The organism is Streptomyces sp. NPDC102451 (assembly GCF_044765485.1).
Classification (GTDB): domain Bacteria; phylum Actinomycetota; class Actinomycetes; order Streptomycetales; family Streptomycetaceae; genus Streptomyces.
Genome location: NZ_JBIWKD010000002.1, coordinates 711,189 through 735,363, shown reverse-complemented (window position 1 = coordinate 735,363; position 24,175 = coordinate 711,189). Strand labels below are relative to the sequence as shown.

Genomic DNA, 24,175 nt, shown 5'->3' with positions numbered 1-24,175 from the left:
CACAGACAGGCAGCACAAACGGGTCACCCGTTCCATTAGACCCGAGGATCTGTTACGGTTCCCTCAACTTAACGGAACCATAATCCCATTAGGGGTCAGCCGTGAACACTGCCTACGTACGCCGCATCGCCGCACCTCTCTTCGCCGGATCCCTCGCCATCGGCATCCTGGCCGCCCCGGCCGCACCGGCGGACGCAACACCCGTCGCCTGGACCGCGGCCTGGGGCGCGTCCCCTCAGTTGCCCAGCACCGGCTTCACCCCGAACTGGTCGCAGGAAGGCTTCTCCCACCAGTCCGTACGCCAGGTCGTCCGGGTCACCAAGAGCGGCAGCCTCGCCAGAATCCGGCTCTCCAACACGTACGGCACCTCACCACTGCGGATCACGGGTGCGGTGATCGCCCGCACCGCCCGGGGCGCGGCCGTCGAAGAGGGGTCGGTCCGCCACCTCACCTTCGACGGCAAGCGGTCGACGTGGATCCCGGCCCATGGGGAACTCCGCAGCGACACGGTCCAACTGGACCTGAAGCGACTGGAGTCGGTCACGGTCACCCTCTACTTCGCGGGAACCACGGGCCCCGCCACCTTTCACTCCCAGGGCTGGGCCGACACCTACCGGGCTGAAGGCGACCACCGCGCCGATACGACGGGCGCCGCGTACGACAGCACATCCCAGTCCTGGTACTACCTCTCCGGCATCGAGGTCGGTGATGCGGAGGACAGGCTCCGTGCCGGGACAGCCGGGAGCCACGCCGGAGGTACGGGCGCCGAGGGCGGCGTCGTCGTCTTCGGTGACTCCATCACCGACGGCTTCGGCTCCACGCCCAACGCCGACCGCCGGTACTCCGACGCCCTCGCCGAGCGAACGGGGAGGCCCGTCGTCAACCAGGGCATCGGCGGCAACCTGGTACTGAACGACTCCGCCTGGTTCGGTGAGCGCGCCACCGCCCGCTTCAGGCGCGACGTCCTCGACGCGCCGGGCGTCTCCACGGTCGTCATCCTCGAAGGGGTCAACGACATCGGCTTCAGCGAGGCCGCCAAGGGACCGAATCCGCCTGCCACCTACAAGCCCGCCCCTGTCGTGTCGTCCCGTGAACTCATCACCGGCTACCGCACGCTGATCCACGCCGCGCACGACAAGGGCCTCGAAGTCGTCGGAGCGACTCTGCTGCCCTTCAAGGGCTCGGACCACTGGGGCCCGCACGCTGCGCAGGTCAGCAACGAGGTCAACGACTGGATCCGGCATTCCGGCGAGTTCGACGCCTATGTCGACTTCGACAGGGCGCTCGCCGCCCCCTCCGACCCGGACCGCCTCAACACGTCCTACGCCTTCAAGGACGCTCTGCACCCCAACGACGCCGGCTACCAGGTGATGGCGAACGAGGTGGCCAAGGTCCTCCACAAGTGACACCCGGCAGGCCCTCTCGACGAAGCCCGGAGCGTTGACGGGAGCGAGGTCCTCAAGAGCACCGCTGCGACTCGCCGTGACGGCCCATCAGAGGTCGCTGTCGATACCCGTGACGGCGGGCGGGCCCAGCGGTGCATCGTTTTCGGCGAATCCCGTCTCCCGCAGCGCGGCGGACACGAGGCGTACGGCGGCCAGTTCCGCCTCGTACCGGTCTGCGGCATCGACCTCCAGCCGGATGGAGAAGGTGGCGTCATCGTTGAGGCTGAGCAGATCGATGCCTTCGCTCTTGCTCACGTCCGTGTGCTGTGTGGCCAGTTTGCGCTCCAGGGCCGAACGGGACGTCTCTGTGACGTCCGTGACGAATGTGCCGGGCACGGTGATCACAAATGTGGTCATGAGAGCTCCTCACGGTGCGCCATCGTTTTGGCGTCTCCTTGCGGCTACCCACATGCGCAGAAGTCACCGAGGGGCACGCTCGGTCCAGGTGTCAGCGGCGCCGCGCGCCCAGGCCTCGGGCGCGCCGGCCCGGCGCCGGGACCATCCGTACGATGCCTCGGACGAGGGTGTCGATCAGGTCGTCGGTCGGTGCGTCGCTTCCGTGCGTCAGCAGTCGGGCGAGGGTGTGCACCAGAGCGGGCGAGGCCATGACACGGGGGCTGAGGAGCGGCCGGTAGCCGTAGCGGGCGAGCACAAGATCGGCGACGGTGTTGCCGAGCCGGTAGTAGCGCCCCCAGCGGCGGTTCACTTCGCTCGCGTACTGATGGAGTGCCTGCTCACGCCCGGGGCCGCTCGGGCGGTGCAGCGCGAGGGCGACGGTCTCGGCCGCGACCTCCCCCGCCTCCATGGCCTGGACGATGCCTTCCCCGCTCCATGGACTGACCATGCCGGCGCTGTCGCCGACCAGGAGCAGACCGCGACGGTACTGAGGCCTGCGGTTGAAGCCCATGGGCAGCGCGGCGCTGCGCAGCGGGGAGTCGGCGTTCTCCTCACGCAGATCCCAGTGGTCGGGAACCCGGGTCAGCCACCGGTCCATCGTGGCCCGCAGATCCACCGATCCGTGACCGCGGTGCGGCAGGGCGCCCAGGCCGACATTCACGCGGCCGTCGCCGAGGGGGAAGATCCATCCGTATCCCGGCAGGTCACGACCCGTACGGGAACAGAGCAGGTCGGCCCAGAGCTCCAGGTACGGGTCATGGGTGCGGGCCTCGCTGCGGTAGTAGCGGCGGGCGGCGGTGGCCATCGGCCTGTTCGGGTCCCGCTCCAGTCCCATGGCGAGGGCGGTCCGTGCGGAGGCACCGTCCGCGGCGATCACCACGGGGGCGTGGTAGTTCTTCGGCTGCTTGTCGGCTCCCGCGACCGTGCTCACGCCGGTGATGCGTCCGGCGCGGTCGGTCAGAGGGGCCGTCGCCTTCGTCTCCAGGCACAGCCGCGCCCCGGCGGCCACGGCCTGACGGGCCAGGATGTCGTCGAAGTCGTGGCGGGAGCGGGTCAGGCCGAAGTCCGGATGGCTGCCGGAACGAGGCCAGTCGATGTGTACCTGACGCCCTCCGCAGACCCATCGCATACCTTTGGTGCGCATCCAGCCGGGGGCGTCGATGTCGACCCCCATGCGCACCAACTGCTGTACGCCTCGCGGTGTGAGTCCGTCCCCGCACACCTTGTCGCGGGGAAAGGTGCCTTTCTCGAGCAGCACCACGTCCACACCGGCCCGCGCCAGGTGGAGCGCCGCAGCCGAACCGGCGGGCCCCGCACCCACCACGATCACCTGCGCCTGATGATCGCCGCCACCCACACCGTCGTCCGACTCCACGTGCTGCCTCCTCGATGAACGGGGCGGACCGGGAGGTCCGACGCCCGATGCCGGACCGGTTACGGTCGCGTCGAGGCCGCCGGGGCCATCTCCGGCAAGGTGAGCGTGTGCGGGACACCAGGCCCTCGGGCGGCTGCGCCCCCGAGGGCCTGGGCTGTCTCGGCCTACGCGATCAGGCGGTCGTGATGTTCTCCGCCTGCGGGCCCTTCTGGCCCTGGGTGACGTCGAAGGTCACGGCCTGGCCTTCCTGGAGCTCGCGGAAGCCCGTGGCGTTGATGGCGGAGTAGTGCGCGAAGACGTCCGGCCCGCCGCCGTCCTGCTGGATGAAGCCGAAACCCTTTTCGGCGTTGAACCACTTGACGGTTCCGCTGGCCATGCTCGTGCCTTCCCGTTGATATCCGGACCCGCACCTCGCGGTCCCGAAGGTGCCGTGGTTCCGCACCGACCCAGCAAAACGCCCGCACCGAAGCGCGGGCAGGCAGGCGAACCACGACATCTGGCAGTGACGCTACATGGCGAAACCGGCCCCCACCAGAGAGCAACGACGCGATGTGTACGTCCGGTGGAATCGGCTCACTCCTACGGCGTGATTTGGGCGTGAACTTCGGATGTGTGTCACCCCCTTGCTCGGGAAGGGGGCACGGACGATTCGCGTACGGCCCTTCTGACCGTCGCCCCGACAGGCACAACTTCGGGCCAACATCGCAGAGTCGCCCAGGCCTGGCGGTCCGGGCATCCGAAGGCGACGCGTGCCGGATCCACTCGATCCAGCGCACGGAAAGGGCCCACATCCGTGGCGCTTCGGGATCCACCGGGTGTTACCCACGTCGGTGTCGGTAGCATCACACGCCATAGGCCGTTTGAGACACACAGCGAAAGACGAGGACTGCATGTCCGAAAATACTCCTACATCCGGCATCAGCGCAGACTATGCACAGCGGATCACGGACGATCTCGCAGCCAACCGGAGCGAGCAGGACCGGGCACGCGGCGAGCTGACCCGACTGCAGGACGAGCTCATCCAGTTGGAGGAGGGCGAGCGGATCCTGGTCAAGATGCAAGATGTGCTGGGGATCGCAAAGCCCGCCGCGAGCAAGGGCAAGGCAGGCAAGTCGGCGGCTTCCGTCCCGGCGGCTCGCCGCTCCAGGAGCAGCACCGCCTCGCAGAAGGGCGGCAGCACACCGAAGTCCCGGACTCGGGCCGACCGCCGGACGGCCGCCGGTGAGACCGGGGCAACCAAGAAGTCCGGGGAGCCGACGTGGCGCGAGCTGGTCACCGGATATCTCTCGGAGCAGAGGGAACCGAAGTCCGCCGCCGAGGTGGCCGCGGCCCTGACCGAGGCTCACCCCCAGCGCACGACCCAGGTCACGGTGGTGCGCAACACGCTCGAGCAAGGCGTCGCGCATGGACTGCTGGAGCGCTCCAAGCAGGGACGCTCCGTCTACTACAGCCCCGTCCCGGCCGCGGAACTGGGCGCCGGCGCCGCGGCCAAGTAGCTGCGCATCAAGGACTCCGCCCCTGGCCGCCGCGCTGCCGCCACCCAGTCCCCAGGCCCGCACCCCGCGGAACACGCACCTCCTGTCGACATGACCGCCGCGGCCGGGCGTGGGGTCCGGCGACCATGACGGACAGCGAGTGTACGTTCGTACGCTCGGCCTATATGGTTCCCGTATGACTGTTGAAGCGCCGAGCAGGCCCGCCCTGGCCGAACGGCAGGCCCGGGTAGCCGTTGCCGTGCTGTTCTTCACCAACGGGGCCCTCTTCGCCAACCTCCTGCCGCGGTACCCGCAGATCAAAGCCGACCTGGGCATGAGCAGCACCGTCTACGGGCTGGCGGTCGCTGCGTTCCCGGCTGGGGCCATCGCCGCCGGGCTTGCGGCCGGAGTGGCCGTCCGACGGCTGGGTTCGGCGCGGGCGGCGGTGCTGGGCACCCTGCTGACCGGCGCCGGCATCCTCGCGGCGGGCCTGGCCGACTCGGTCGTACTGTTCGCGGGTGCGCTGTTCCTGGCCGGGGCGATGGACGCCGTCACCGATGTCGCGCAGAACGCCCACGGACTGAGGGTGCAGCGTCGCTACGGGCGTTCCATCATCAACTCCTTCCACGCGATCTGGTCCATCGGCGCCGTCGCCGGGGGGTCCATGGCCGCCGCGGCGATCGCACTCGGCCTCTCGAGGGGCCAGCACCTGACGGTCTCGGCCTTGGTGTTCGCGGCCGCGGCGTGCGTCGCTCTGCGGTACTGCCTGTCCGGGCCCGAGAGCGAGTCCGGCCCCGTACCCGACACCGACCGTCGTGCGGTGCGCGCGGCGGGTCCGGAGACGAGGGGCCGGCGCACCGCGTACGTCCTGGCTGCTCTCGTCCTCATCGCGACGGCCGGCACCCTGGTCGAGGACGCGGGCAGTTCCTGGGCGACGCTCTATCTGTCCGGCTCGCTGCATGCGGCGGTGACGCTGGCAGCCTTCGGCTACATCGCTCTGGTCGGCGCCCAGTTCATCGGCCGCATCATCGGCGACAGGCTCGTCGACCGGTTCGGCCAGCGCACCGTGGCCCGAGCGGGCGGTCTGATCACAGCGGTCGGCATGGGCCTTGCCCTGGCGGCACCCTCGGTGCCGGGCACGATCCTGGGCTTCGCGGCAGCCGGGTTCGGGGTGGCGACGCTGGTCCCGGCTGCCATGCAGGAAGCCGACGAACTGCCCGGCCTCAAGCCCGGCTCGGGGCTGGCGATCGTCTCCTGGCTCATGCGCCTGGGCTTCCTGGCCTCGCCCCCGATCGTCGGGCTCGTCACCGACGCCACGAGTCTCCGGGTGGGCCTCCTGGTGGTGCCACTGGCCGGGGTGCTCGCGCTCCTGCTCGCAGGAGCGCTGCGGAACGGCCACCGCTGAGCGGCTCGTGGCCGAGCCGCCCGGCCACGAGCACCATGCCCGCCCGTAGGGCGTCAGGAGCCGGCCGTCCCCGTCGTCAGTGCTGCGGTTCCGGGTACGACGTGGGCAGCCGCATGCCACGGGCTGCCATGACGGCCCGCACGCGGTCGGGGAAATCGGTGATGATTCCGTCGACGCCCATGTCCATGAGCTCCTCGACGGTGGCCGGATCGTCACAGGTCCAGGGGATGACCTCCAGTCCGCGCCGGTGTGCGTCGCGGACCATCTTCCTGTCGGGGTAGAACCGGAACCCGGGGTCCGTCACCGTGCCGTTCTGCGGGAATCCGTAGTTCGGGGACAGTGCGGTCACGCCGGGCACGGACGCGGCTGCCGCGACGAAGTCCCCGCCGTAGTCATCGGCGTCGATCCCGCCGAGCCAGGGCGACGCTCCGGGCTTCCCGACCTGGAGGAAGTCGTAGTTCGTCAGCGCCACCAGCGGGTACGCCGGTGCGATCCGGTGCATCTCCTTCAAGGCCCCCCAGTCGAAGGACTGGACGGTCACCTGCTTCTCGATGCCGGAGCGGTGGATCTCCTCGTGGACGCGACGCACGAACAGCTTGCGCGGGGCGGTCTCCTCGGGCGCTCCGGCCTCCACCTTCGTCTCGATGTTCAGTTTGATCCGCTTGGCGCCGTAACTCCTCACCAAGTCGAGGACGTCCTTCAGTTCGACCATGCGGTGGCCCTTGATCTGTTCCTGCTCAGGGAATCCGGGCAGCTGCTGATAGCCGCAGTCCATGGTCCTGATCTGCGCGAGCGTCAGGTCCTTGACGTACTTGCCGACATACGGGTACTTCGAGTCACCCGGCGTCAACGGGTTGGTGTCCTTGCACTTCTGAGCGCTGACCTGCCGGTCGTGGGTCACGACCACTCTCCGGTCCTCGGTGATCTGGGTGTCCAACTCCAGGGTGCTGACACCCAGGCGTATCGCCTTGGCGAAGCCCTCGATGGACGCCTCCGTGGTGAGTCCGAGGCCTCCGCGGTGGGCCTGCAGGTCGAAAACGGCCCTGCGAACGGGGGGTTGGTGCTTCTGGGGAGCCGTGGCCGCCTGCGCGGTCGCCGGAACGGCGAGCACGGGAAGAAGGGCCAGGCCGGCGACTGCGTGCCTCAGGGACATATGTGCCTCGTCTGTTGCGTCGAGCTGGACGCCGCGAAGCCAATCCTGGGGATCCGGCCCGCACGAGGCTCCACAGCGAGGACACCATGAACGTACGTGGAACGGTCACTCCCGAGGAAGCCCCCTTGACCCCGTTCGGGTGAACTCCTTTCCGGGTGGGAATAGCAGGGTCGGGCCGCTGTTGACCTCACCATGAGTTCTGAGACGCGCGAGGCATTCGGACGGATCGGCATCTGGAGCGGCTCCCTGCACGGGTCGCGTACGGACGACGCGGGCAGAGAAGCGATCGCGGAGGCGGTCGCCGAGCTCGAAGAGCTGAAGTACGGCACGCTCTGGATCGGTGGCAGTCCTTCGGTCGAGGACGCCGCAGCTGTCCTCGCCGCCACCCGCACGGTCACCGTGGCCACCGGCATCCTGAGTATCTGGGACCACTCCGCCGAGGATGTGGCGGCGCGGATCGGTGCGATCGGCGCCGGCTCGCGCGGGCGGTTCGTGCTGGGCCTGGGCGTCAGCCACGGTCCGATGGTGCCGCAGTACGAGAAGCCGTACAGCGCGATGGTCGCCTACCTCGACGCGCTCGACGCAGCGACCCCGCCGGTGGGCCCCGGTAGCCGGGTCCTCGCCGCGCTCGGCCCGAAGATGCTGAAGCTCGCCACCGACCGGGCACGGGGAGCACACCCTTATCTCGTCACCGCGGAGCACACCGCGGAGGCACGTACGGCACTCGGCCCCGACGCGTTGCTCGCACCGGAGCTGTCGGTGGTGCTCGACAGCGACGCCGACCGCGCACGCACGACCGCGCGCACCATGCTGTCGATGTACCTCAAGCTGCCCAACTACACCGACAACTTGCTGCGCCTGGGGTTCGCGGAGAGCGACTTCGACGGCGGCGGCAGCGTCCGGCTCCTCGACGCGCTCTTCGCCCTGGGTGACGCCGAGCGTGTGAGGACCCGGACCCAGGAGTATCTCGACGCCGGCGCAGACCACGTGGCGCTCCAGGTGCTCACCGCCGACGAGGGTGGCGGCGGCCTGCCGCGCGCCGAATGGCGGGAGCTGGCAAAGGTGTTCGCCGACGAGTTGTAGGGGGCCGCTCTCGGGGACGGCGTGGCCCGTCCCCGTCCGGGCCGCTCCGGCACGGCGGCCGGCGAGGGGCTATCCCAGTTCGATGGTGGTCGCGGCGAAGATGCCGGCCATGTCGACTTCGGGGACGTCCCTGGTGTACATCCGGGCGCACTCGAAGGTCGGTTCGAGTCCTAGGCGCTCCATCAGCCGGATCGCCACCCCGTTGACGTCGGGCACGTCCAGGGCCACCGGCGCCCCCTGATGCTCTGCCGACAGACTGTTCAGCAGGGCCAGAGCGACGTCGTCGGACGCGGCGTAAAGGGGGCCGACGCGTACACCCGACTCCGCCGGGCGCGCGACTCCGAAGCCGCTCAGTTCACCGTCCCGCAGCGCCACGAGGGCGGTGTGGCCGGGCACACCCACCCACAAGGAGAGAAAGACGTCACGGCGCGCGGGGAAGAAGCGGCGGTCGTAGGAGGCCAGCCGGCCGAAGGGGATGGATCCGGCGTCCACGACCGTGATGTCTCCGGAGGGCTCCTCGCCACTCGGCGTTCCCGCGTACCGGATGTGGGTCCAGGCCGTACGGAACCCGGACTTGCGGTAGTTGTCCTGCTGGTCGACCACTCCGTCGAGGCCCACGTTGCGGCCGTCCAGGCGTTTCATGGCCACCTGCCACGCCTGGATCCCGTATCCCTGGCCGCGGACCCGGGGGCGGGCGATGTAGAACCCGATGAAGCCGAAATCCGCTCCGTACCGTACGGCGGAAATGGAGGTGACGGGTTCATCGTCCAGCCTTCCCAGGAGAAACCCGTGCGGGTCGGCGGCGTGGAAGGGGAGGTGGTCGGACTTGCCCGGGTTCCACTGCTCGTCGGCGGCCCACTCCAGGAACCTCGCCATCTCCCGGATGCCGGCAGTCGTGATCTCGTACTCCGCCATGTCCCTCGTCCACTCGATTCGATGAAGCCCGGTGAAACAACGGGGCGGGTCCGGCTCCCGTCCAGGCCGTGCCGCGATCCCGGATGTGCCGCACCCTGCCGGCCGTCACCCGCATGCAGACAGTCTTCACCCACTTGCTCCCGAGCACTCAACTCCTCACCCGCAAGGGTGATTTGCCGGACCGGAGCCTCCCGCCTCACGCTCCACGCCGCGGGACACCGGGCACGCCGGATCACAGCTCCCGGCGCATGCAGACCCTTGGCCATCGGTCCAGGCCGTGGGCGGCCTCGGTTCGTCGGATCTCCCGCAGCCCCGGACCGAGTCCGGTGTCGTCGAGCAGGTGGAATCCGCAGCGCGCGTAGTAGGGCGCGTTCCAGGGGACATCGGCGAACGTGGTGAGAGTGAGGGCGGGGACACCGCCCGCCGCGGCATGTGCCGCGAGATGGTCGAGCAACGAGCGTCCGACCGCGCGGCGCGCGTGGTCGGGGTGCACCGAGACCTGCTCGACGTGGAGGTTCCCGTCCACGTGCTCGGCGATGAGGTAGGCCACCGGAACGTCTGCGGGATCGACGGCGACCCAGGCCAGCCCACTCCCCCGGTAGCACGCCAGTTCGCCGGCCAGGAGCGGCTCGTCCTCAGCGATCTCGGGCATGCCGATGTCCCGGAAGCACTGCCCGGCAGCCCGCTCGATGTCCTGCAGGAGCGGAAGCTCGTCGATGTCCACCGGTCGGATACGCATGGGCACATTGTCCTCGGCAGCCGAGCCCCTGCGTGTGCGACCCCGGGTGGGCGGCCTGCCGGGCAGGCGTCACCGTCGGCCGACGCGCCGTCCGTTCCCGATGCCTGCCACATGCAACGCCAGCGCGACGAGGCCGAGCAGCATGATGTTCGTCGAAGCGAAGACGTCGTTGGTCGCTATGTCGGCGGCGTTGATCAGAAAGGCGATGAAGAACAGTACGGCTGCGGCAATACCCAGCATGGCGTAGCTCCTTCTTGTCGTTGGAACCCGTGTGCCCCCGCGTACGTGGATCAGGCCGGTCGGGTGACGGCCCTGCTGTTCCGGGAGGACCGGCTGGGCGACCGGCGGGGGGCGGGCTTCGCAGACCTTGGGCGGCACCTGCCCGTGGAGCGAGAGTTTTGGCCCATTCCTGCCCCTGCTGCCTCGGGATTGGCGAGGATCACCGTATGACGACCACTGCGCATGCCCGTTCCTTCGACAGGGCAGCCCCCGAGTACGCCGCGTACCGGCCTTCCTATCCGCCCGCGCTGTTCGACGCGGTCGAGGAACTGGCTGGTCGCCCGCTGAGCGGCGCGGACGTCGCCGACATCGGCGCAGGCACGGGGCTCGCGACCACGCACCTCCATGCCCGCGGTGCGCGCGTCCTGGCGGTCGAGCCGGGCGCTGCCATGGCGAAGCAGTTCCGCCTCGGCCTTCCGGGCGTCCCCGTCGTGCGTGGCGACGGGAACCACCTGCCGCTCGCCTCCGGGTCCATCGACATCCTCACCTATGCCCAGAGCTGGCACTGGACCGACCGGTGTGAGTCCGTACCGGAGGCCCTGCGAGTGCTTCGCCGAGGCGGAGCACTCGCCCTCTGGTGGAACGACTCGGACAGCGCGGTCGGCTGGACGGCCGACCAGGACGCCCGTCTGCGCCGGCTCTTCGGCGCCGAGGGCGACGAGCCCGACCCGACTGCCCGGTTCCGAGGCCTGCCGCCGGAACTCTCCTTCGCCGAGCGGCAGATCACGTGGTCCAGAAGCGTCCCGCTCGAAACGCATCTCGCGAACCTCGCCACCTACTCCGACTTCCTCGTCCTCGGCGGGGAAGCCACCGCCGCGTTCCTTGCCGAGGAACGGGAGATCCTGACCGAGGTCTTCCCGCACGGGACGGTCGAGGAGCGCTATGTGGTCAGCCTGGCCTTGGCCATCCCCACCACCCCCTGACACCGTGCCGCGTCGGTGGAGGCTGCGGGAGAAAGCGGCGCGCGACCGGATCACCCGACCCGCAAGGCTGCCGGCGTCAGGCGGTGTACTGGTAGGCCGGGTAGGTCAGGTATCCGGCGTCGCCCCCCTGGTAGTACGTTGCATCATCGACCGGAGCGATCGGCAGCCGGGAGCGCAGCCGCTCCACGAGGTCGGGGTTGGCGATGAACGCACGGCCGAAGCCGATCAGGTCTGCCCCCAGTGCGAGCCAGTGATCCGCTTCGGCGGGGCCGGTCTGCTTAGGCCCCATGGGGAACACGGGATTCATGATCAAGGTACCCGGCCAGGCCCGCCGCAGACCCAGCAGCACTTCCTCGTCGACCGTGGCCTCCAGATGTACGTAGGCCACCTCCAGCCGTGCCAGTTCGGCCAGCAGTGCCGTGTTGAGTTCGAGGGCGTCGGTCTCCGTCACGCCCCAGAAACCGCCGCCCGGGGACAGCCGTATGCCGGTCCTCGCTCCTCCGACCGCCTGCACCGTCGCGGAGACCGCCTCCACGGCGAACCGGATCCGGTTGGCCACCGAACCACCGTAGACATCCGTACGCAGGTTGGCGTCGGACGAGAGGAACTGTGAGATCAGGTAGCCGTTGGCACCGTGCAGTTCCACCCCGTCGAAGCCCGCGTCGACGGCACGGCGGGCGGCGTTCGCGTACGCCAGGGCGTGCTCCCCCACCTCTGCGGTCTCCAGGGCACGCGGGACCGGAGCGGGCTGGGGGCCCGTGGGGGTGAACACATCACCCACGGCGGGCACCGCGGAGGGGCCGACCGGCTGCATACCGGTGGTGTCCGGGTGCGACACCCGGCCGCCGTGCATGATCTGCGCGAAGATCCGTCCGCCGTTCGTGTGCACCGCGGACGTCACCTGCCGCCATGCGGCCACCTGCTCGTCGGTGTGCAGTCCCGGTGTACCGGGATTGGACTGCCCGATCAGGCTCGGCTGCACGCCCTCGCTCACGATGAGTCCGGCCGTGGCGCGCTGGGCGTAGTAGGTGGCCATCGACGGGGTCGCGAGGCCGCCCGCCGCAGCACGGACTCGCGTCATCGGGGCCATCACCACCCGGTTGGGCAGATTCAGGTCACCGAGCTGGTAGCTGTGGAAAAGGCCCGTCATGTCGAAATTCCCCTTGCGTCGACTTCGTGCCCGGCTTCCGGGTACATCGATTACGCTAAAACCTCACATCAATGTCAGAGGCAAGGGCTGTGACGCACACCACAGCACACGGGGAGGGCCCATGCGGATCGGGGAGCTCGCATCACTGACGGGGGCCAGTGTCCGTTCACTGCGTTACTACGAGGAGCAAGGGCTGCTCTCCAGTACCCGGAGCAGCAGCGGGCAGCGCCATTACACGGTGGATCAGGCCGAGCGGGTCGGATTCATCCAACGGCTGTACGCGGCAGGCCTCTCCAGCCGCACCATCATCGAACTCCTCCCCTGCGTCGACGAACCGAGCCAGGACAACTCCGACGCCGCACTCGGGCGGATGATGCAGGAGCGCGACCGGCTCAACCGGCACATCACCGACCTCGCGGCCACCCGGGACGCGCTCGACGAGCTCATCTCCACGGCCCGAGCCCACCGCGAACAGCTTCAGAACACGGTGACCTGCTGAGGCGGTCCGGGCAGCCGCACCGCCCGGGCCTTCCCGTCGACGACAGGCCCCTCACTCACCGGCTCTCCCGCAGCAGCTTGCGGCGTTCACCGCGTTTGGGGTGGCGAACCGTCACCCCACCCATCCCACAGGTGCCGGTCAACCGAATCAGGGGCGTGCCCGGGAGCTTCTCGGCGGTGGTCCTGTTCCGCAGGCCGGCGAGTCCGGGGTCCAACTCCCCCATTTCCACCACCCACCCGTCAGGGACGACGACCTCGACACCACCGGTCTGACCGTCCACCTCGATCTCCACCACGCGCAGTCGGCACTCGACCCGGGTGAAGTCGATCTTGGCGCCGCCCAGACCGCCGTACGCACTGATCCGCTCGGGCACCCGCCACACCCCCTCCCGCACCGCACCAGCAAACCCACCCTTGAGGACCAGCGGCTGAGCCGGCGGCATGGCAGGCAGCAGGTCGGCGGTGAGGGGCGCCAGCTCGACATGCGTCCTGGCAGCCAGGGCCACTTCCAGCCGCGCACCGAGCTCGTCGAGGTCGATACGCCCGTCGGCCGCAGCTTCCTGCAGCTCCGCCACCACCGCCTCACGGTCCGCGTCGGAGGCGCGCAGGGGGACGGGGTTCGAGGGCTCGACGCTCATGAAGCCGATGATAACGAGGGCGACGGCCGGGCGGACCCTGAATTGCGGCCCCGCCCTCAGGGGGCGTCCGGCACCCAGGCCGCGACGAGGTCCAGCAGGCCGGGGAAGCGGGCGTCGAGGTCGTCGATACGCACATGGCTCCGGCGCTCCAGGCCGTACTGCCGCTGCCTCGTGACGCCCGCCTCGCGCAAGGCCTTGAAGTGGTGCGTGAGCGAGGATTTGGGGCGGTCGAGGCCGAACCATCCGCAGGAGTGGTCGAACCGCTCCGACTCCAGGAGGAGTTTGCGCACGATGCGCAGACGCAGCGGATCACTGAGTGCACCCAGCACCGCCTCCAGCCGCAGGTCGTCGACCGCCGGCTCGGGCAGCGGGCTGGGCAGATCCGCAGGTTCCGGCAGGGTTTTGACGACCTGTGCCGGGGGCGCCGTTGAAGCCATGACCAACTCCTCACAAGCTGAACTCACTGCATTCGCTGTACGAGTTCAATCGTACTGCATGCTAAGTTCGACTCGACTCGTACTGGCACTTCGGAGGGGTTCAGTCATGCCTGAAAGTCGAGGAGTGGTGGCCGCCGGGACGGCGGGAGGCCCGCAGCACGCCGGAACGGAGGCCCCGGGGGACGCTGGTACGCCCCTCACGCCCGTCCGGTGGATCTGGCTGGCGGCCTGGCCCGTCACAGCGGTCTTCGTGCTGTCCAACGCGGCGACCCCGCTGTACGTCCTGTGGCAGCGCGAGATCGGCTTCTCCCAGGGCACGCTCACGGTGATCTTCGCCTTCTACATCCTCGGTCTGCTCGGTTCCCTGCTGGTCTCGGGGGTCGTGTCCGACCGAATCGGGCGCAAGCCCGTCCTGCTGCCCGCGCTCGCCCTGGGCATGGCGGCCTGCCTCATCTTCGCGACCGCCACCACGGTCCCCGCTCTGGTCGTGGCCCGCCTGTTCAGCGGGATCGCCGTCGGGGCCGTCGTGTCCGCGGGGATGGCCGCCGTGACGGACGTGGCGGGAGAGGGACGCAGGCGGCTCGCCGCACTTCTCGCCTCGTCCGCCATGGTCTTCGGCGCGGGACTGGGACCGCTGCTTGCGGGCGTGCTCTCCGAAGCGGCTCCCGCGCCGACGGTCACCGTCTTCGTCCTCGAGATCGCACTCCTGGCCACAGCGTTCCTCGCGGTACTGCGGATGCCCCTACGGCATCGAACCGCAACCGTGAAGGGGACCTGGGTGCGCATTCCGGTGGTGCCGGCCGGCACCCGCCTGCAACTCGTCCACGGTATGGCTGTGTTCGCCCCCGGGATCACCGCCACCTCGTTCGTGCTCTCCCTCGGACCGTCGCTGCTCACCGGCCTGCTCGGCACCACCAGCCGGATCACCGCCGGAGCCATGGCCTTCTCCATGTTCCTCGCCGCGACAGGTGTGCAGTTCGCGGTCCGGCGACTGCGGACACGCACGATCCTCGCGGCGGGGGCCGTGAGCATCGTGCTCGGCACGGTCGCGCTCATCACCGCCGTACGCACCTCCTCGGTCCCGCTGCTCGTCACCGCCGCCCTCCTTGCCGGTGCGGGCCAGGGCATGGGGCAGCTCGGAGGGCTGTCACTCCTCAACTCCACCGTGCCCCCGCACCGGCTCGCCGAGGCCAACGCGGCTCTGAACGTGGGCGGTTATGTGCCGGCCGGCATCCTTCCCGTCACGGCCGGCTACCTCAGCGATGCGATGGGACTGGCCACCGCGACGACCGTCTTCGCCACCGCTCTGATGGCGTGCGCGGTCCTGGGCGGCCTCCTCGTCCTCTCCACCGGCCACCGCGCGGGACCGCCCGCCGAAGGTTGAGCTGTACGCGATGATCCGGCGTGACCATCGAGGGCCCCGCGCAGGACGCCGGCTGCGGGGGCCGGCGTGGGCAGGGCGAGGCCTCGGGAGGCGGACAGCTCAGGGGCTGTCCGCCTCCCAGGCCCAGTGACTCGGGTCGGCGGCCACCGGTCCGTACACGGCGCGTCCTCCCGCGCCGAACTTCCCGAGCTCCGTGCCGAGGGCGGCGCCCACCGCCAGGCGCTCCTCGGGCCAGCCGGTCACGTCCAGGAGCAGCCCGTCCAGCGGGCCGCCCACCAGTTCCACGTAGACGTGCCCGGGCCGGGGTCCGGGATCGGGGTCGTCGTGGTCGGCGCCGTAGACGCGGCGCCTCATCAGTTCGTCCATGACCCCAGCATCACAGCCACCACCGACAATCCGCCTCCGTGAGACGGCGCCGGGGAGCCCTTCACCCGCGCGTGGGCGGGCGCCAGACCGTGAAGTCGCTGATCCTGAAGTGGCTGGTGACCGTCCGGAACGCGAAGTGACCACTGGTGTACGGCTCCGGGTCCTGATGGTCGAACACAAGCCGGCCGTTGTTCCACCACTGCACGGTCGAGCCGTCCGAGACGATCCGGACACGGTTCGGCTCGCCGGCCGTCAGCAGAGGAGCCGTGTAGTCGAGCACGAGGGGGCGGTTGCCCGCCTCACCGACGTAACGGCGCAAGCGGGACGTGGTGTTGGAGTTGGCCCCGTAGCCGACGTAGTAGGTCTTCAGGTGGTCGTACTCCGCCAGGGCGCCGCCGCGCACGGTGGCGAAGAGGTCGCGGGGTGAGCGGACGTCCGTGGCGTTCCAGAAGTTGTTGAGGTCGGACACCCTGTCGTTGGCGCCACCCTCGGACACGGCGGTGGCCGTGTACTCGATCTCGTACGGCCCGCTGAGCCTGCGCTCGAACCACACCGTCGCCCCGCTCGGTACGTCGATGTCGAGCACGCCGTCCACGGCCGTCACGCTTCCGCCGTCCTGGAGCTCGGAGGTCCACCGGCCGGTGCCGGAGCGGAAGGTGTCCCGTGCGATCGGGGTCCAGGCGCGGTCCGGGCCGGTGTCCGTCCGGATCGCGGGGCGGCGCGGGTTCTTCGAGCCGTAGCCGAGGTGGTAGTCCGTGAACGTGGACTGGAGGTAACCGCGTACGGTCCAGCCGAGCCGGTAGGCGGGGTTGTGGGCCAGGGTGTAGAGGCGGGTGGAGGTGGGCTCGGTGGTGGTGTAGAGGCGCAGGGCCGTGTGGTCGTCGGTCTCCGCGAGGATCTCCTCACGCCAGTCACCCAGGACGTCCCCGTAGAAGGGGGTGGCGTTGCGGGCAGCCGGGACCACTCCGGCGAGGTCGAACACACGTCCGGTGGTCTCGGCGGCGGGGTTCCACTTCTCCACGTGCGTGCCGTCGAGAAGTTCGGCTCCCTTGTCCCCGTCCCACCAGATGCGGAAGTTGACACTGGGTGTGGTGCCGGACACCTTGCCGTCCCGCACGTTACGGACGCCTGCGCCCGGTGCGGTGACGTCGGCGGTGGAGGTCCAGTACTCGAGGCCCGGGTGGCGGGGGTCGATGTCGGCCGCGGTGCCCCGGCCGACGTCGAGGTCGGCCTCGCTCGCCGGGTCGGCGGGGTGCTCTCCCGTCACGAGCCGTTCACCGGTGTCGGCGTCGTAGTAGTACCAGGGGAAGCGGGACACGACGCCGAGTTCCGACTGCTGGATGGCGAACCCCTCCAGGCCCGGCCTCGCCGGGTCCAGATCGGCGATGTGGAAGCGGTCGCCGTGGCCCGCGCCGTCGACGACGTAGCGCAGGGTGCCGTCGCTGTTGACGACGTAGTTGCCGTCGGCGATGTCGTCCTTCCCGTCCTGGTCGACGTCGACGGTGCGTATCTGGTGGAAGCTCGTGGCCCCGCTGTCGGGCGGCACGACGTACTTCCAGTTCCGCTTCAGCTCGCGGCCGTCGAAGTCCCAGGTCTGGATCAGCGTGCGGAAGGCTCCGCGCTTGGCGCCCACGCGGGTGACGAGTTTGGTGACCAGGCTCGGGTGGACGCCGTCGAGGTAGGCGATGCCGAACTGGCCGCCGGAGGGCCCGTCGGCGGTGAAGTCGCCGGGTACCGGCTGCCGTGTGCGCTCGGTGCCCGTCGCGCCGTCGACGACGGAGACGAACTGGTCGGCGGGCGACTCCGCTTCGACACTGCCGCCGTCGGCGAAGGTAGTGCCGTCCGCGGTGTGGACGAGCACCTCCGCCCGGCCGTCGCTGTCCAGGTCGTAGACGGTGACGTTGTCGTCGTTGCGGAAACCACCGATGGCGGTGGAACCGCTGATCGCGGCCGGGGCGGGGTCGTTGGCGCCGTTGCCGGAGACCTGGTTGTACGACCCCGGGCCTTGGTCGATCCGCCACAGGCGCTCGCCGGTGAGGGTGTAGGCCTCCAGGAGGTCCGGCCGGTCCCGTGTTCCGGACAACCGGCTGACCACGAGTTCGTAGCGGCCGTCCCCGTCGAGGTCGCCGGGCCAGGCGTGCTGCACGGTGTATCCGCCGGCTTCGGCCAGGGGTATCTCGGCGTAGCCCTTGTCGAGGTCCAGCGCGCCTCCGCTCGGCTTCCTCTCCCGGCCGTCCACGACCGCGCGCACGGTGTAGGCACCGCGCCCCCGGCTGTCGTCCTGGTACGTGGTCGACGAGGTGACCGGCCGGTGATTGAGGCGCTTGCCGCCCCGGTAGACGTTGAAGGCGATGTCCGATCCGTACTCCGTGCCGAGCAGGCGCCAGCTGAGGAAGGCGCCTCGGCCCGAAGGGACGGCGACGAGGCCCCTGTCGAGGTTCTCCAGGATCCTCCGGGGCTGCGCATCCGCGGTCCGGTCGGTGTCGGGGGCGCCGTGTGCGGTGGGGGCAGCGAGCAGGCCGGCGAGAGCGGCCACGGCACTCGCCGCCGCGATTCTGCGGCGTCCGGAGCGGACGGGGTGCATGGTGGGTCCTCCGATCACAGAAAGCGCTGTCTACGGAGATCCACAGTGCAGCGGCCGTCCCCCGGTGTCGACGATTTCCCGTACGCCGCCACGCGACCGCAATGTGCCGCTCACATCCGGCAGTCGCGGCCCCGGGCCGGTGAGCCGTGCCGCTGCTCGCCGTGGACGCGCAGCGTGGGGCGGTACGGGCCGCCGCTCACCTCGTGTGGCAGCGTGGAGGCGCGCCCTCCGAATCACCCGGTGTGGTTCACCACCCCAGGGCGGGCGCAGCACGAGACAGAGGAGAGAACATGTCGAAGCCGCCCCTCCCCGACGCCGCGGTCGCCATGCTGCGCAAGCCCAACCCGGCGGTGATCGCCACCCTTCGTTCGGACGGACAGCCTGTGTCGACGGCCACCTGGTACCTCTGGGACGACGGCCGGGTACTGGTCAACATGGACGAGGGCCGCAAGCGCCTGGACCATCTGCGCCGGGATCCCCGTGTCACGCTGACGGTGCTCGACGACTCCGACTGGTACACCCATGTGACCCTGATCGGGCACGTCGTCGAGATGAACGACGACGAGGGGCTTGCCGGTATCGACCGGCTGTCCCAGCAGTACCTCGGACAGCCGTACGCGGACCGTGAACGCGCCCGGGTCAACGCCTGGATCGAGATCGACCGCTGGCACGGATGGGGTGGCTTCCGGGACAGCTCACAGGCGGCGACCTAGGGCCGCGGCAGCCAGGGTCGCGACGGGGCGAAACCTTGGCTGCCGCGGCACTGGACCTCCGTCCGCATCGACCGGGCTGCCGCTTCGGCGACGTGCGGGACATCGGCGGGGCAAACGGTCACAGTGCGGGCTCCGCATGCGTTTCGGCGTGCGCGCCGCCCCCTCCCCGGGTGACGGTGGACCTCCTTCGGGGTTCGCCGGGGCGCCCCGGCGTCCCGGGTCCACCGAATGGGATCCGACCGGCCAGGCGTACTGGCTCTGCTGAGGAGGCTTCATGAACTGGACACTCGAGGTCATCCCGGTCCCCGTCACCGACATGGACCGGGCGAAGGCGTTCTACACCGAGAAGGCCGGCTTCAAGCTGGACCTGGACGACGAGGTCGCTCCCGGTATGCGCATCATCCAGATGACTCCGCCGGGGTCGCGGTGTTCGATCGCGATGCTCAGGGGGATGCCCGCTTTCCCCGGTGAGAAGGCCATGGCACCCGGCACTCTGCAGGGTCTCCAGGTCTGCGTGACGGACATCGAGGCGGCACGCGAGGAGCTGGTGGGCCGGGGTGTGGATGTCTCCCCGATCCGGCATGTCGGCGCGACGGGCTGGGAGGAGGGCAAGGGGGACACCTGGAACTCGTTCATGTCCTTCGCCGACCCGGACGGCAACGGATGGGTGGTGCAGGAGGCACCTTCGGAGCTGTCCGCCCGCTGACATCTCGCCAGAGCAGGTGCAGCGGCCACCCGCCCGCGCCGAGCGGCGCGGGCGCGCGGCATCAGCCGCCCTCCTACGTCAGGCGTTGGGGTCGAAGGGGATTCCGGCCGGGAGGGCCTTTTGCAGATGGGCGGCGAAATTGCCGTCCTTGAGACCGAAGACAGCACTCCCGAAGTCCGCCTGCACCAGCTTGTCCCTCAGGCCGGCGGGGTAGCCGTTCCAGCCGACGAGGGCCGGGAAACGCCACTCGTGGTAGTGGTTCTCCGGCGGCTCGTCGTTGGAGTTCGCGGGGCGGAAGCAGTGGGTGCTCACACCGTCCTTGTGATAGACGATCTTGGGGTGGGTTCCGTCCCATCGGATCCGGTCGCCGGCGTAGACGTCGAAGTCGCCGTGGGCGGAGGTGGACACGTAGCGGGCCTCGTTGTCCTTGATCCACACCACGACGTGTTCCCAGTCGTGCCGGTGCCCGCCGAGCCCGCTGCCGGCCACTGCCTGGTCCTTCTCGAAGTAGAGCCCGTACATGACCGCGCACCAGCCGTTGTTGCAGGTGGACCGGGCATAGCCGTTGGTGTTGTCCAGGTCCACGGCGTCGTGGCAACTGCCGTTGACCGCTCCGGTGGTGTTGAGACCGGCGGCGATCGTTCCGTCGGGGCCGATCGCCGGCGTGGGGTAGCAGCCGTCCGTGTCGTAGTCGAACGCCGGCTGGAATGTCTGCTCCAGCGCGTCCGCGTTCGCCGGCAGCGCGGCCGGCGGGGCGGCGAGCGCGCTGCTCGCGGAGGCGACGACCAGAGCGACGGCACTGGTCACGACGAGAGCGGCCTTGCGGATCGGTGCGCTGCTTTTCACTGCGTCCTCCCGGTCGGCGCGTGGCTGTGGGGGGCACGCGCGATACGCCTGACATGCCCATCACAATCATCTTGAACCCTGCGGGCGCACCGGGTTCGCGGCACGGAGCAGCACTCAGCGTGGGCGTACGGCCGCAGTCCTCGTTCCGGACGTACCGGCGCGGGCGGCCCTCCCCGGGCGCAGGGTCCACGGCACCGGATCGGTGTTCATCAGCCACCCGTCGGCGATCAGCCGGCGGATGACGTACATCCTCAGCTCGCGCGACATCTTTCCCCATCCCATCGCCCTGCAGAACTGCTTGACGGATGGTCCATGACCGTGCGCGGCACGGAACTCGGCGGCGAACTCGGCGGCGGCAGGCCCCTGGTCGGGGAACTTGACCTCCCAGGCACTGTGCGCCCTGCGCACCTTCTCCTCGAACTGGGCAGGAACCGCCGTACGCATGAACGCCTCCGAGACCCTGGCCGTGGACAGGGAGCACTCGGCGCAGCTCTCGACCGCTTCGACGTGCCGGCGCAGTGCCACGCTCGCCCGGTCCTTCCATTCGTCCCAGCTCAGCTGTTCCGCGTCGGGTTCGTCGCTCGTGCCCGCCGGGGTGTCGGACGGGGGGCGCACTCCGGACAGATGCCGCACGGCTTCGGACAGCAGATACCGGTCGCCGTCGAGCTCCTGCAGGAAGCCCTTGGCGAGCAGTTCGGGCAGAGCGGCCCGGCAGTCGTCGGGCAGGTGTGCCGGGAGCGTGCCGTGCTCGTCGGCCGGGCCGTGGGCCGCGAGGAACAGCGCGGCCAGCCGAGCGGCGGTCGAGGTCTTCTTGACCGGCTTGGCGGACAGGGTCCGGATGGTCCATCCCGAGACCCTGGACCGCATCACCTTGCCGAAGGGCAGCCGGGAGCCCGGCCGGCCGGCGAGGTCAGGCACGACGACCCCCACAGGGGTGACGAGATCCTCGCCGAGCAGGGCCTCCTGACCCTGCCAGCCCAGAGCGGCGAAGGAGGTGACGGCGCCCTCCGGGTCGGCCAGGCGCAGCGAACGCAGGTCCTGGCCGGTGAGGTTGCCGACTCCGCTCCGGGCTGCCCGGATGGTGACGACGGCTGCGAGGAGCTGTGCGTCGGCTCCCTTCAGCGGCAGCGAGCCCACGTAGGCCAGGAGCGTACGGGCGGCTTCTCCCTGACTGGGTGTCAGCAGGAAGGGCTTCGGCTTCACCACCGGCACGGCCGGGGCGGGGGGCGAGCTGGGAGAGGAAGAGGCCATGCCCTGTACAACGTGCACGAAGGGCCGAGGTCACTGTTCGTACTGATGTACGCACCAGGAAGGCCCGACGGTAAACGATATGAACGCAATGACGAGACCCCTGGTGAATGAGACGGGCGTAACTAGCATCGGCCGGCATGCACAGGAGCGAGAAGCCCGGCACGCACCGGAGCGAGAGGCCAGGAGGCACTACCGTGTTCGCTTTTCTCATGCGGCGGCGTCGGCGCGGAAGGCTGTCGACGGTGACGGCAGGCTGCGCGGCGGGCATTCTCGCCGCCGGCCTCATCGGCCCCGCCCAGCCGTCGGCGGCGGCCGGAGCGCCGGACGCGGTCCCCTGCCCGGCGGAATTGGCCCCGAAGGCGACCTGCTACGCCGGGCAGGGCCCCCGCGGCGCCCACTACACCGTGGCCGTCCCTCACGCATGGAACGGAACGCTGGTCATGCACGCCCACGGCGGCCCCGACCTGGGCGAGGAGTCGGATCCGCAGCGCAGCGCCGACGACCTGGAGCGCTGGTCGGTCATGGTCGACCAGGGCTACGCCTGGGCGGGTTCGGCCTACCGTCGCGGTGGCTACGGGACGAGGATGGCGGCCTCGGACACGGAGAATCTGCGCCGGCTGTTCACCAAGAGTTTCGGACGTCCGGACACCACGCTGATCCATGGCCAGTCCTGGGGCGGGAACGTGGCCGCGAAGACCATCGAGATGTACGGGTCCGGGGCCGGCTCCCCCTATGACGGCGCCCTGCTCACGAACGGTGTCCTCGCGGGCGGTTCACGTGGCTACGACTACCGGGTGGACCTGCGCGTCGTCTACCAGTACTACTGCCGGAACCACCCTCGCCCGTCGGAGCCGTCGTACCCCCTGTGGATGGGGCTCCATGACGATTCGGCCATGACGGGTGCGGGGCTGCGCGCCAGGCTCCAGGAATGTACGGGTCATGCCTCGGCTCCGGCGGACCGGACGCCCCTTCAGCAGCGGAACCTGGACGACATCCTCGCGGTCACGAAGATCCCCGAGCGCACCCTCGAGTCGCACCTCTCCTTCTCGACCTTCACGTTCCGCGACATCGTGCGACGCCTCGGCCTGCGCAGTCCCTTCAGCAACCAGCATGTGCGTTACAGCGGTTCGCACGACGACGCGGCGCTGAACGCCGGGGTCGAACGGTTCTCCGCCGACCCCTCGGCGCGGCGTGACCTCTCGTACGACAGCGATGTGACCGGGGCGGTGTCCGTCCCCGTGCTGACCATGCACGCCATCGACGACCCCACCGCCTTCGTCGAACACGAAACGGCGTACTCCGACAGCCTGAAGGGCGCTCACCGCGACCGGCACCTCGTGCAGACCTTCACCCAGGAGGGCGAGCACAGCGGGCTCAGCACGGCGGAGTACGCCAGTGCGCTCTCGGCGTTGTCCGGGTGGGTGCGGTCGGGGCGGAAGCCGACGCCCGCTTCCGTCGCCGCCTCCTGCCCGGCCTTCGACGACACGTACGGGACCGGGTGCTTCTTCCGGCCCGGCCATCGTCCCGGCCCCTACTCCTCGCGGGTGAACCCACGGGCGGGGGCCACGCACTGGCCCGCGATGACCAGGGCCCAGGAGAGGAAGTGGAGCAGCCTCGGGGACGTGGGAATCGCGCCCTGAGCCGTCGTGACGGCGGTCCCGGAACCCGGGGCCCAGCCGGAAAACCGCTCTCCGCCGGCTACCGGTGCCGGATATCGTTCCCGGATGGCTGTCCTCGAACGTCTGCGTGCCGACCACGCTCCCGCCCTGCTCGCCTTCGAGGAGGAGAACCGCGCGTTCTTCGCCGCTGCGGTCCCCGACCGGGGGGACGCATTCTTCGCGGGGTTCGACGCCCGCCTCGCCGAGTTGCTCGGGGAGCAGGCGGCGGGGATGCACCACTTCCACATCCTGGCGGACGGTGACGGGGCCGTGCTGGGCCGGATCAACCTCGTCGACGTCGCGGGAGGTTCGGCCGAGCTCGGGTACCGGATCGCCGAACGGGCCACGGGCCGGGGCCTGGCCACATGGGCGGTCCGCGAGGTGTGTACGCCGGCGTTCGCGGAGTACGGCCTGACCGTCCTCCGGGCCAGGACGACGGTGGACAACGCGGGTTCGAGGGCCGTGCTGGCCCGTACCGGGTTCGTGCAGGCCGGCGCGATCACACTGATGGGAAAGCCCGGGCTGCGCTACACCCGTGATCTGACGGACGCGGGGCACGGAGGCTGAGCCGCGGGACACCGGGGCCGGGTCAGGGCGTCCTGCCGGCCCTGCGTGCCGGCAAAACACATCGGTGGCGGACCGCGACGCGGTCCGCCCCCCAAGTGTGCCTGGGGGGGGTGGTAATTCGGTTTGGACCAGCTCGTGCGGGGTAGTGCCCATGGGCGCCGACACGTCGAATGGTGTCTTATTACAAGA

At 69.9% G+C, this 24,175-nt stretch carries 24 protein-coding genes and 2 pseudogenes; 11 read left to right on the top strand and 15 right to left on the bottom strand.

Annotated features, from left to right (window positions below; translation table 11 throughout):
• The first annotated feature begins 101 nt into the window (after positions 1-101).
• Entirely contained in the window at positions 102-1,406 is a 1,305-nt protein-coding gene (locus ACIRD8_RS06800) for an SGNH/GDSL hydrolase family protein (RefSeq protein ID WP_403987155.1), read from the top strand.
• An 87-nt stretch (positions 1,407-1,493) separates the two neighbouring features.
• Here the strand turns inward: ACIRD8_RS06800 and ACIRD8_RS06795 are convergent, their stop codons facing one another.
• From ACIRD8_RS06795 to ACIRD8_RS06785, 3 genes are all read right to left on the bottom strand, one after another.
• Positions 1,494-1,802, bottom strand: coding sequence for a hypothetical protein (locus ACIRD8_RS06795; protein WP_403987152.1), 309 nt, complete (start codon positions 1,800-1,802; stop codon positions 1,494-1,496).
• 91 nt (positions 1,803-1,893) lie between these two features.
• Positions 1,894-3,216 carry a geranylgeranyl reductase family protein gene (locus ACIRD8_RS06790; RefSeq protein WP_403987149.1) on the bottom strand — a complete coding sequence of 441 codons (1,323 nt, stop codon included), beginning with the start codon at positions 3,214-3,216 and terminating at the stop codon, positions 1,894-1,896.
• A gap of 172 nt (positions 3,217-3,388) precedes the next feature.
• Entirely contained in the window at positions 3,389-3,592 is a 204-nt protein-coding gene (locus tag ACIRD8_RS06785) for a cold-shock protein (RefSeq protein ID WP_014158060.1), read from the bottom strand.
• 514 nt (positions 3,593-4,106) lie between these two features.
• Between ACIRD8_RS06785 and ACIRD8_RS06780 the strand changes: the two genes are divergently transcribed.
• Together ACIRD8_RS06780 and ACIRD8_RS06775 are read left to right on the top strand one after the other, a co-directional pair.
• A complete protein-coding gene (locus ACIRD8_RS06780; RefSeq protein ID WP_403987146.1) occupies positions 4,107-4,712 on the top strand; it encodes a hypothetical protein in 606 nt (201 codons plus the stop codon).
• Positions 4,713-4,887: 175 nt separating this feature from the next.
• Entirely contained in the window at positions 4,888-6,096 is a 1,209-nt protein-coding gene (locus tag ACIRD8_RS06775) for an MFS transporter (protein ID WP_403987144.1), read from the top strand.
• 76 nt (positions 6,097-6,172) lie between these two features.
• On the opposite strand, the gene ACIRD8_RS06770 is transcribed toward ACIRD8_RS06775, so the two are convergent.
• Positions 6,173-7,249 (bottom strand): glycerophosphodiester phosphodiesterase family protein, encoded by a 1,077-nt coding sequence (locus ACIRD8_RS06770; RefSeq protein ID WP_403987141.1) that lies wholly within the window; start codon positions 7,247-7,249, stop codon positions 6,173-6,175.
• Between the two features lie 192 nt (positions 7,250-7,441).
• Between ACIRD8_RS06770 and ACIRD8_RS06765 the strand changes: the two genes are divergently transcribed.
• Positions 7,442-8,332, top strand: coding sequence for an LLM class F420-dependent oxidoreductase (locus ACIRD8_RS06765; protein WP_403987138.1), 891 nt, complete (start codon positions 7,442-7,444; stop codon positions 8,330-8,332).
• 69 nt (positions 8,333-8,401) lie between these two features.
• Here the strand turns inward: ACIRD8_RS06765 and ACIRD8_RS06760 are convergent, their stop codons facing one another.
• The 3 genes from ACIRD8_RS06760 to ACIRD8_RS06750 form a co-directional block, all read right to left on the bottom strand.
• A complete protein-coding gene (locus ACIRD8_RS06760) occupies positions 8,402-9,247 on the bottom strand; it encodes a GNAT family N-acetyltransferase (protein ID WP_403987135.1) in 846 nt (281 codons plus the stop codon).
• A 232-nt stretch (positions 9,248-9,479) separates the two neighbouring features.
• Positions 9,480-9,986: a GNAT family N-acetyltransferase gene (locus ACIRD8_RS06755; RefSeq protein ID WP_403987132.1), complete on the bottom strand. Its 507-nt coding sequence runs from the start codon at positions 9,984-9,986 to the stop codon at positions 9,480-9,482.
• 69 nt (positions 9,987-10,055) lie between these two features.
• Positions 10,056-10,226: a hypothetical protein gene (locus ACIRD8_RS06750; protein WP_403987129.1), complete on the bottom strand. Its 171-nt coding sequence runs from the start codon at positions 10,224-10,226 to the stop codon at positions 10,056-10,058.
• A gap of 206 nt (positions 10,227-10,432) precedes the next feature.
• Between ACIRD8_RS06750 and ACIRD8_RS06745 the strand changes: the two genes are divergently transcribed.
• Positions 10,433-11,188, top strand: coding sequence for a class I SAM-dependent methyltransferase (locus tag ACIRD8_RS06745; RefSeq protein ID WP_403987126.1), 756 nt, complete (start codon positions 10,433-10,435; stop codon positions 11,186-11,188).
• A gap of 76 nt (positions 11,189-11,264) precedes the next feature.
• Here the strand turns inward: ACIRD8_RS06745 and ACIRD8_RS06740 are convergent, their stop codons facing one another.
• The gene (locus ACIRD8_RS06740; RefSeq protein ID WP_403987123.1) at positions 11,265-12,338 is read right to left on the bottom strand and encodes an alkene reductase; all 1,074 of its coding nucleotides are present in this window, start codon (positions 12,336-12,338) and stop codon (positions 11,265-11,267) included.
• 121 nt (positions 12,339-12,459) lie between these two features.
• Here ACIRD8_RS06740 and ACIRD8_RS06735 point away from each other — a divergent pair, with 121 nt between their 5' ends.
• On the top strand, positions 12,460-12,837 hold the full coding sequence (locus ACIRD8_RS06735; protein WP_403987120.1) for a MerR family transcriptional regulator: 378 nt from the start codon (positions 12,460-12,462) through the stop codon (positions 12,835-12,837).
• A gap of 55 nt (positions 12,838-12,892) precedes the next feature.
• Here the strand turns inward: ACIRD8_RS06735 and ACIRD8_RS06730 are convergent, their stop codons facing one another.
• Together ACIRD8_RS06730 and ACIRD8_RS06725 are read right to left on the bottom strand one after the other, a co-directional pair.
• The gene (locus ACIRD8_RS06730; RefSeq protein WP_403987117.1) at positions 12,893-13,474 is read right to left on the bottom strand and encodes a DUF1707 domain-containing protein; all 582 of its coding nucleotides are present in this window, start codon (positions 13,472-13,474) and stop codon (positions 12,893-12,895) included.
• A gap of 56 nt (positions 13,475-13,530) precedes the next feature.
• Complete coding sequence (locus ACIRD8_RS06725; protein ID WP_403987114.1) at positions 13,531-13,911, bottom strand: ArsR/SmtB family transcription factor; 381 nt, start codon at positions 13,909-13,911, stop codon at positions 13,531-13,533.
• Positions 13,912-14,017: 106 nt separating this feature from the next.
• Between ACIRD8_RS06725 and ACIRD8_RS06720 the strand changes: the two genes are divergently transcribed.
• Positions 14,018-15,295, top strand: a complete 1,278-nt coding sequence (locus tag ACIRD8_RS06720) for an MFS transporter (RefSeq protein WP_403987111.1) — start codon at positions 14,018-14,020, stop codon at positions 15,293-15,295.
• Between the two features lie 99 nt (positions 15,296-15,394).
• Here the strand turns inward: ACIRD8_RS06720 and ACIRD8_RS06715 are convergent, their stop codons facing one another.
• The 3 genes and pseudogenes from ACIRD8_RS06715 to ACIRD8_RS06705 form a co-directional block, all read right to left on the bottom strand.
• Entirely contained in the window at positions 15,395-15,661 is a 267-nt protein-coding gene (locus tag ACIRD8_RS06715; RefSeq protein WP_403987108.1) for a hypothetical protein, read from the bottom strand.
• A 61-nt stretch (positions 15,662-15,722) separates the two neighbouring features.
• Positions 15,723-16,331: pseudogene (locus ACIRD8_RS06710) on the bottom strand (DUF6250 domain-containing protein); the annotation flags it as partial.
• Between the two features lie 54 nt (positions 16,332-16,385).
• Positions 16,386-18,245: pseudogene (locus ACIRD8_RS06705) on the bottom strand (hypothetical protein); the annotation flags it as partial.
• A gap of 290 nt (positions 18,246-18,535) precedes the next feature.
• Here ACIRD8_RS06705 and ACIRD8_RS06700 point away from each other — a divergent pair.
• Together ACIRD8_RS06700 and ACIRD8_RS06695 are read left to right on the top strand one after the other, a co-directional pair.
• Positions 18,536-18,958: a PPOX class F420-dependent oxidoreductase gene (locus ACIRD8_RS06700; RefSeq protein ID WP_403987106.1), complete on the top strand. Its 423-nt coding sequence runs from the start codon at positions 18,536-18,538 to the stop codon at positions 18,956-18,958.
• A 274-nt stretch (positions 18,959-19,232) separates the two neighbouring features.
• The gene (locus tag ACIRD8_RS06695) at positions 19,233-19,664 is read left to right on the top strand and encodes a VOC family protein (RefSeq protein ID WP_403987104.1); all 432 of its coding nucleotides are present in this window, start codon (positions 19,233-19,235) and stop codon (positions 19,662-19,664) included.
• Positions 19,665-19,742: 78 nt separating this feature from the next.
• Here the strand turns inward: ACIRD8_RS06695 and ACIRD8_RS06690 are convergent, their stop codons facing one another.
• Positions 19,743-20,510, bottom strand: coding sequence for an NPP1 family protein (locus tag ACIRD8_RS06690; protein WP_403987101.1), 768 nt, complete (start codon positions 20,508-20,510; stop codon positions 19,743-19,745).
• Between the two features lie 114 nt (positions 20,511-20,624).
• Positions 20,625-21,761: a hypothetical protein gene (locus ACIRD8_RS06685; protein WP_403987098.1), complete on the bottom strand. Its 1,137-nt coding sequence runs from the start codon at positions 21,759-21,761 to the stop codon at positions 20,625-20,627.
• A 209-nt stretch (positions 21,762-21,970) separates the two neighbouring features.
• Here ACIRD8_RS06685 and ACIRD8_RS06680 point away from each other — a divergent pair, with 209 nt between their 5' ends.
• Positions 21,971-23,401: a hypothetical protein gene (locus ACIRD8_RS06680; protein ID WP_403987295.1), complete on the top strand. Its 1,431-nt coding sequence runs from the start codon at positions 21,971-21,973 to the stop codon at positions 23,399-23,401.
• A gap of 84 nt (positions 23,402-23,485) precedes the next feature.
• Positions 23,486-23,986: a GNAT family N-acetyltransferase gene (locus ACIRD8_RS06675; RefSeq protein WP_403987095.1), complete on the top strand. Its 501-nt coding sequence runs from the start codon at positions 23,486-23,488 to the stop codon at positions 23,984-23,986.
• The last annotated feature ends 189 nt before the right edge of the window (positions 23,987-24,175 follow it).

Coding starts and splice junctions, on each gene's coding strand:
- ACIRD8_RS06795 (WP_403987152.1), bottom strand. CDS start 1,802: ATGACCACATTTGTGATCACCGTGCCCGGCACATTCGTCACGGACGTC.
- ACIRD8_RS06785 (WP_014158060.1), bottom strand. CDS start 3,592: ATGGCCAGCGGAACCGTCAAGTGGTTCAACGCCGAAAAGGGTTTCGGC.
- ACIRD8_RS06780 (WP_403987146.1), top strand. CDS start 4,107: ATGTCCGAAAATACTCCTACATCCGGCATCAGCGCAGACTATGCACAG.
- ACIRD8_RS06775 (WP_403987144.1), top strand. CDS start 4,888: ATGACTGTTGAAGCGCCGAGCAGGCCCGCCCTGGCCGAACGGCAGGCC.
- ACIRD8_RS06770 (WP_403987141.1), bottom strand. CDS start 7,249: ATGTCCCTGAGGCACGCAGTCGCCGGCCTGGCCCTTCTTCCCGTGCTC.
- ACIRD8_RS06765 (WP_403987138.1), top strand. CDS start 7,442: ATGAGTTCTGAGACGCGCGAGGCATTCGGACGGATCGGCATCTGGAGC.
- ACIRD8_RS06760 (WP_403987135.1), bottom strand. CDS start 9,247: ATGGCGGAGTACGAGATCACGACTGCCGGCATCCGGGAGATGGCGAGG.
- ACIRD8_RS06755 (WP_403987132.1), bottom strand. CDS start 9,986: ATGCGTATCCGACCGGTGGACATCGACGAGCTTCCGCTCCTGCAGGAC.
- ACIRD8_RS06750 (WP_403987129.1), bottom strand. CDS start 10,226: ATGCTGGGTATTGCCGCAGCCGTACTGTTCTTCATCGCCTTTCTGATC.
- ACIRD8_RS06745 (WP_403987126.1), top strand. CDS start 10,433: ATGACGACCACTGCGCATGCCCGTTCCTTCGACAGGGCAGCCCCCGAG.
- ACIRD8_RS06740 (WP_403987123.1), bottom strand. CDS start 12,338: ATGACGGGCCTTTTCCACAGCTACCAGCTCGGTGACCTGAATCTGCCC.
- ACIRD8_RS06735 (WP_403987120.1), top strand. CDS start 12,460: ATGCGGATCGGGGAGCTCGCATCACTGACGGGGGCCAGTGTCCGTTCA.
- ACIRD8_RS06730 (WP_403987117.1), bottom strand. CDS start 13,474: ATGAGCGTCGAGCCCTCGAACCCCGTCCCCCTGCGCGCCTCCGACGCG.
- ACIRD8_RS06725 (WP_403987114.1), bottom strand. CDS start 13,911: ATGGCTTCAACGGCGCCCCCGGCACAGGTCGTCAAAACCCTGCCGGAA.
- ACIRD8_RS06720 (WP_403987111.1), top strand. CDS start 14,018: ATGCCTGAAAGTCGAGGAGTGGTGGCCGCCGGGACGGCGGGAGGCCCG.
- ACIRD8_RS06715 (WP_403987108.1), bottom strand. CDS start 15,661: ATGGACGAACTGATGAGGCGCCGCGTCTACGGCGCCGACCACGACGAC.
- ACIRD8_RS06700 (WP_403987106.1), top strand. CDS start 18,536: ATGTCGAAGCCGCCCCTCCCCGACGCCGCGGTCGCCATGCTGCGCAAG.
- ACIRD8_RS06695 (WP_403987104.1), top strand. CDS start 19,233: ATGAACTGGACACTCGAGGTCATCCCGGTCCCCGTCACCGACATGGAC.
- ACIRD8_RS06685 (WP_403987098.1), bottom strand. CDS start 21,761: ATGGCCTCTTCCTCTCCCAGCTCGCCCCCCGCCCCGGCCGTGCCGGTG.
- ACIRD8_RS06680 (WP_403987295.1), top strand. CDS start 21,971: ATGCGGCGGCGTCGGCGCGGAAGGCTGTCGACGGTGACGGCAGGCTGC.
- ACIRD8_RS06675 (WP_403987095.1), top strand. CDS start 23,486: ATGGCTGTCCTCGAACGTCTGCGTGCCGACCACGCTCCCGCCCTGCTC.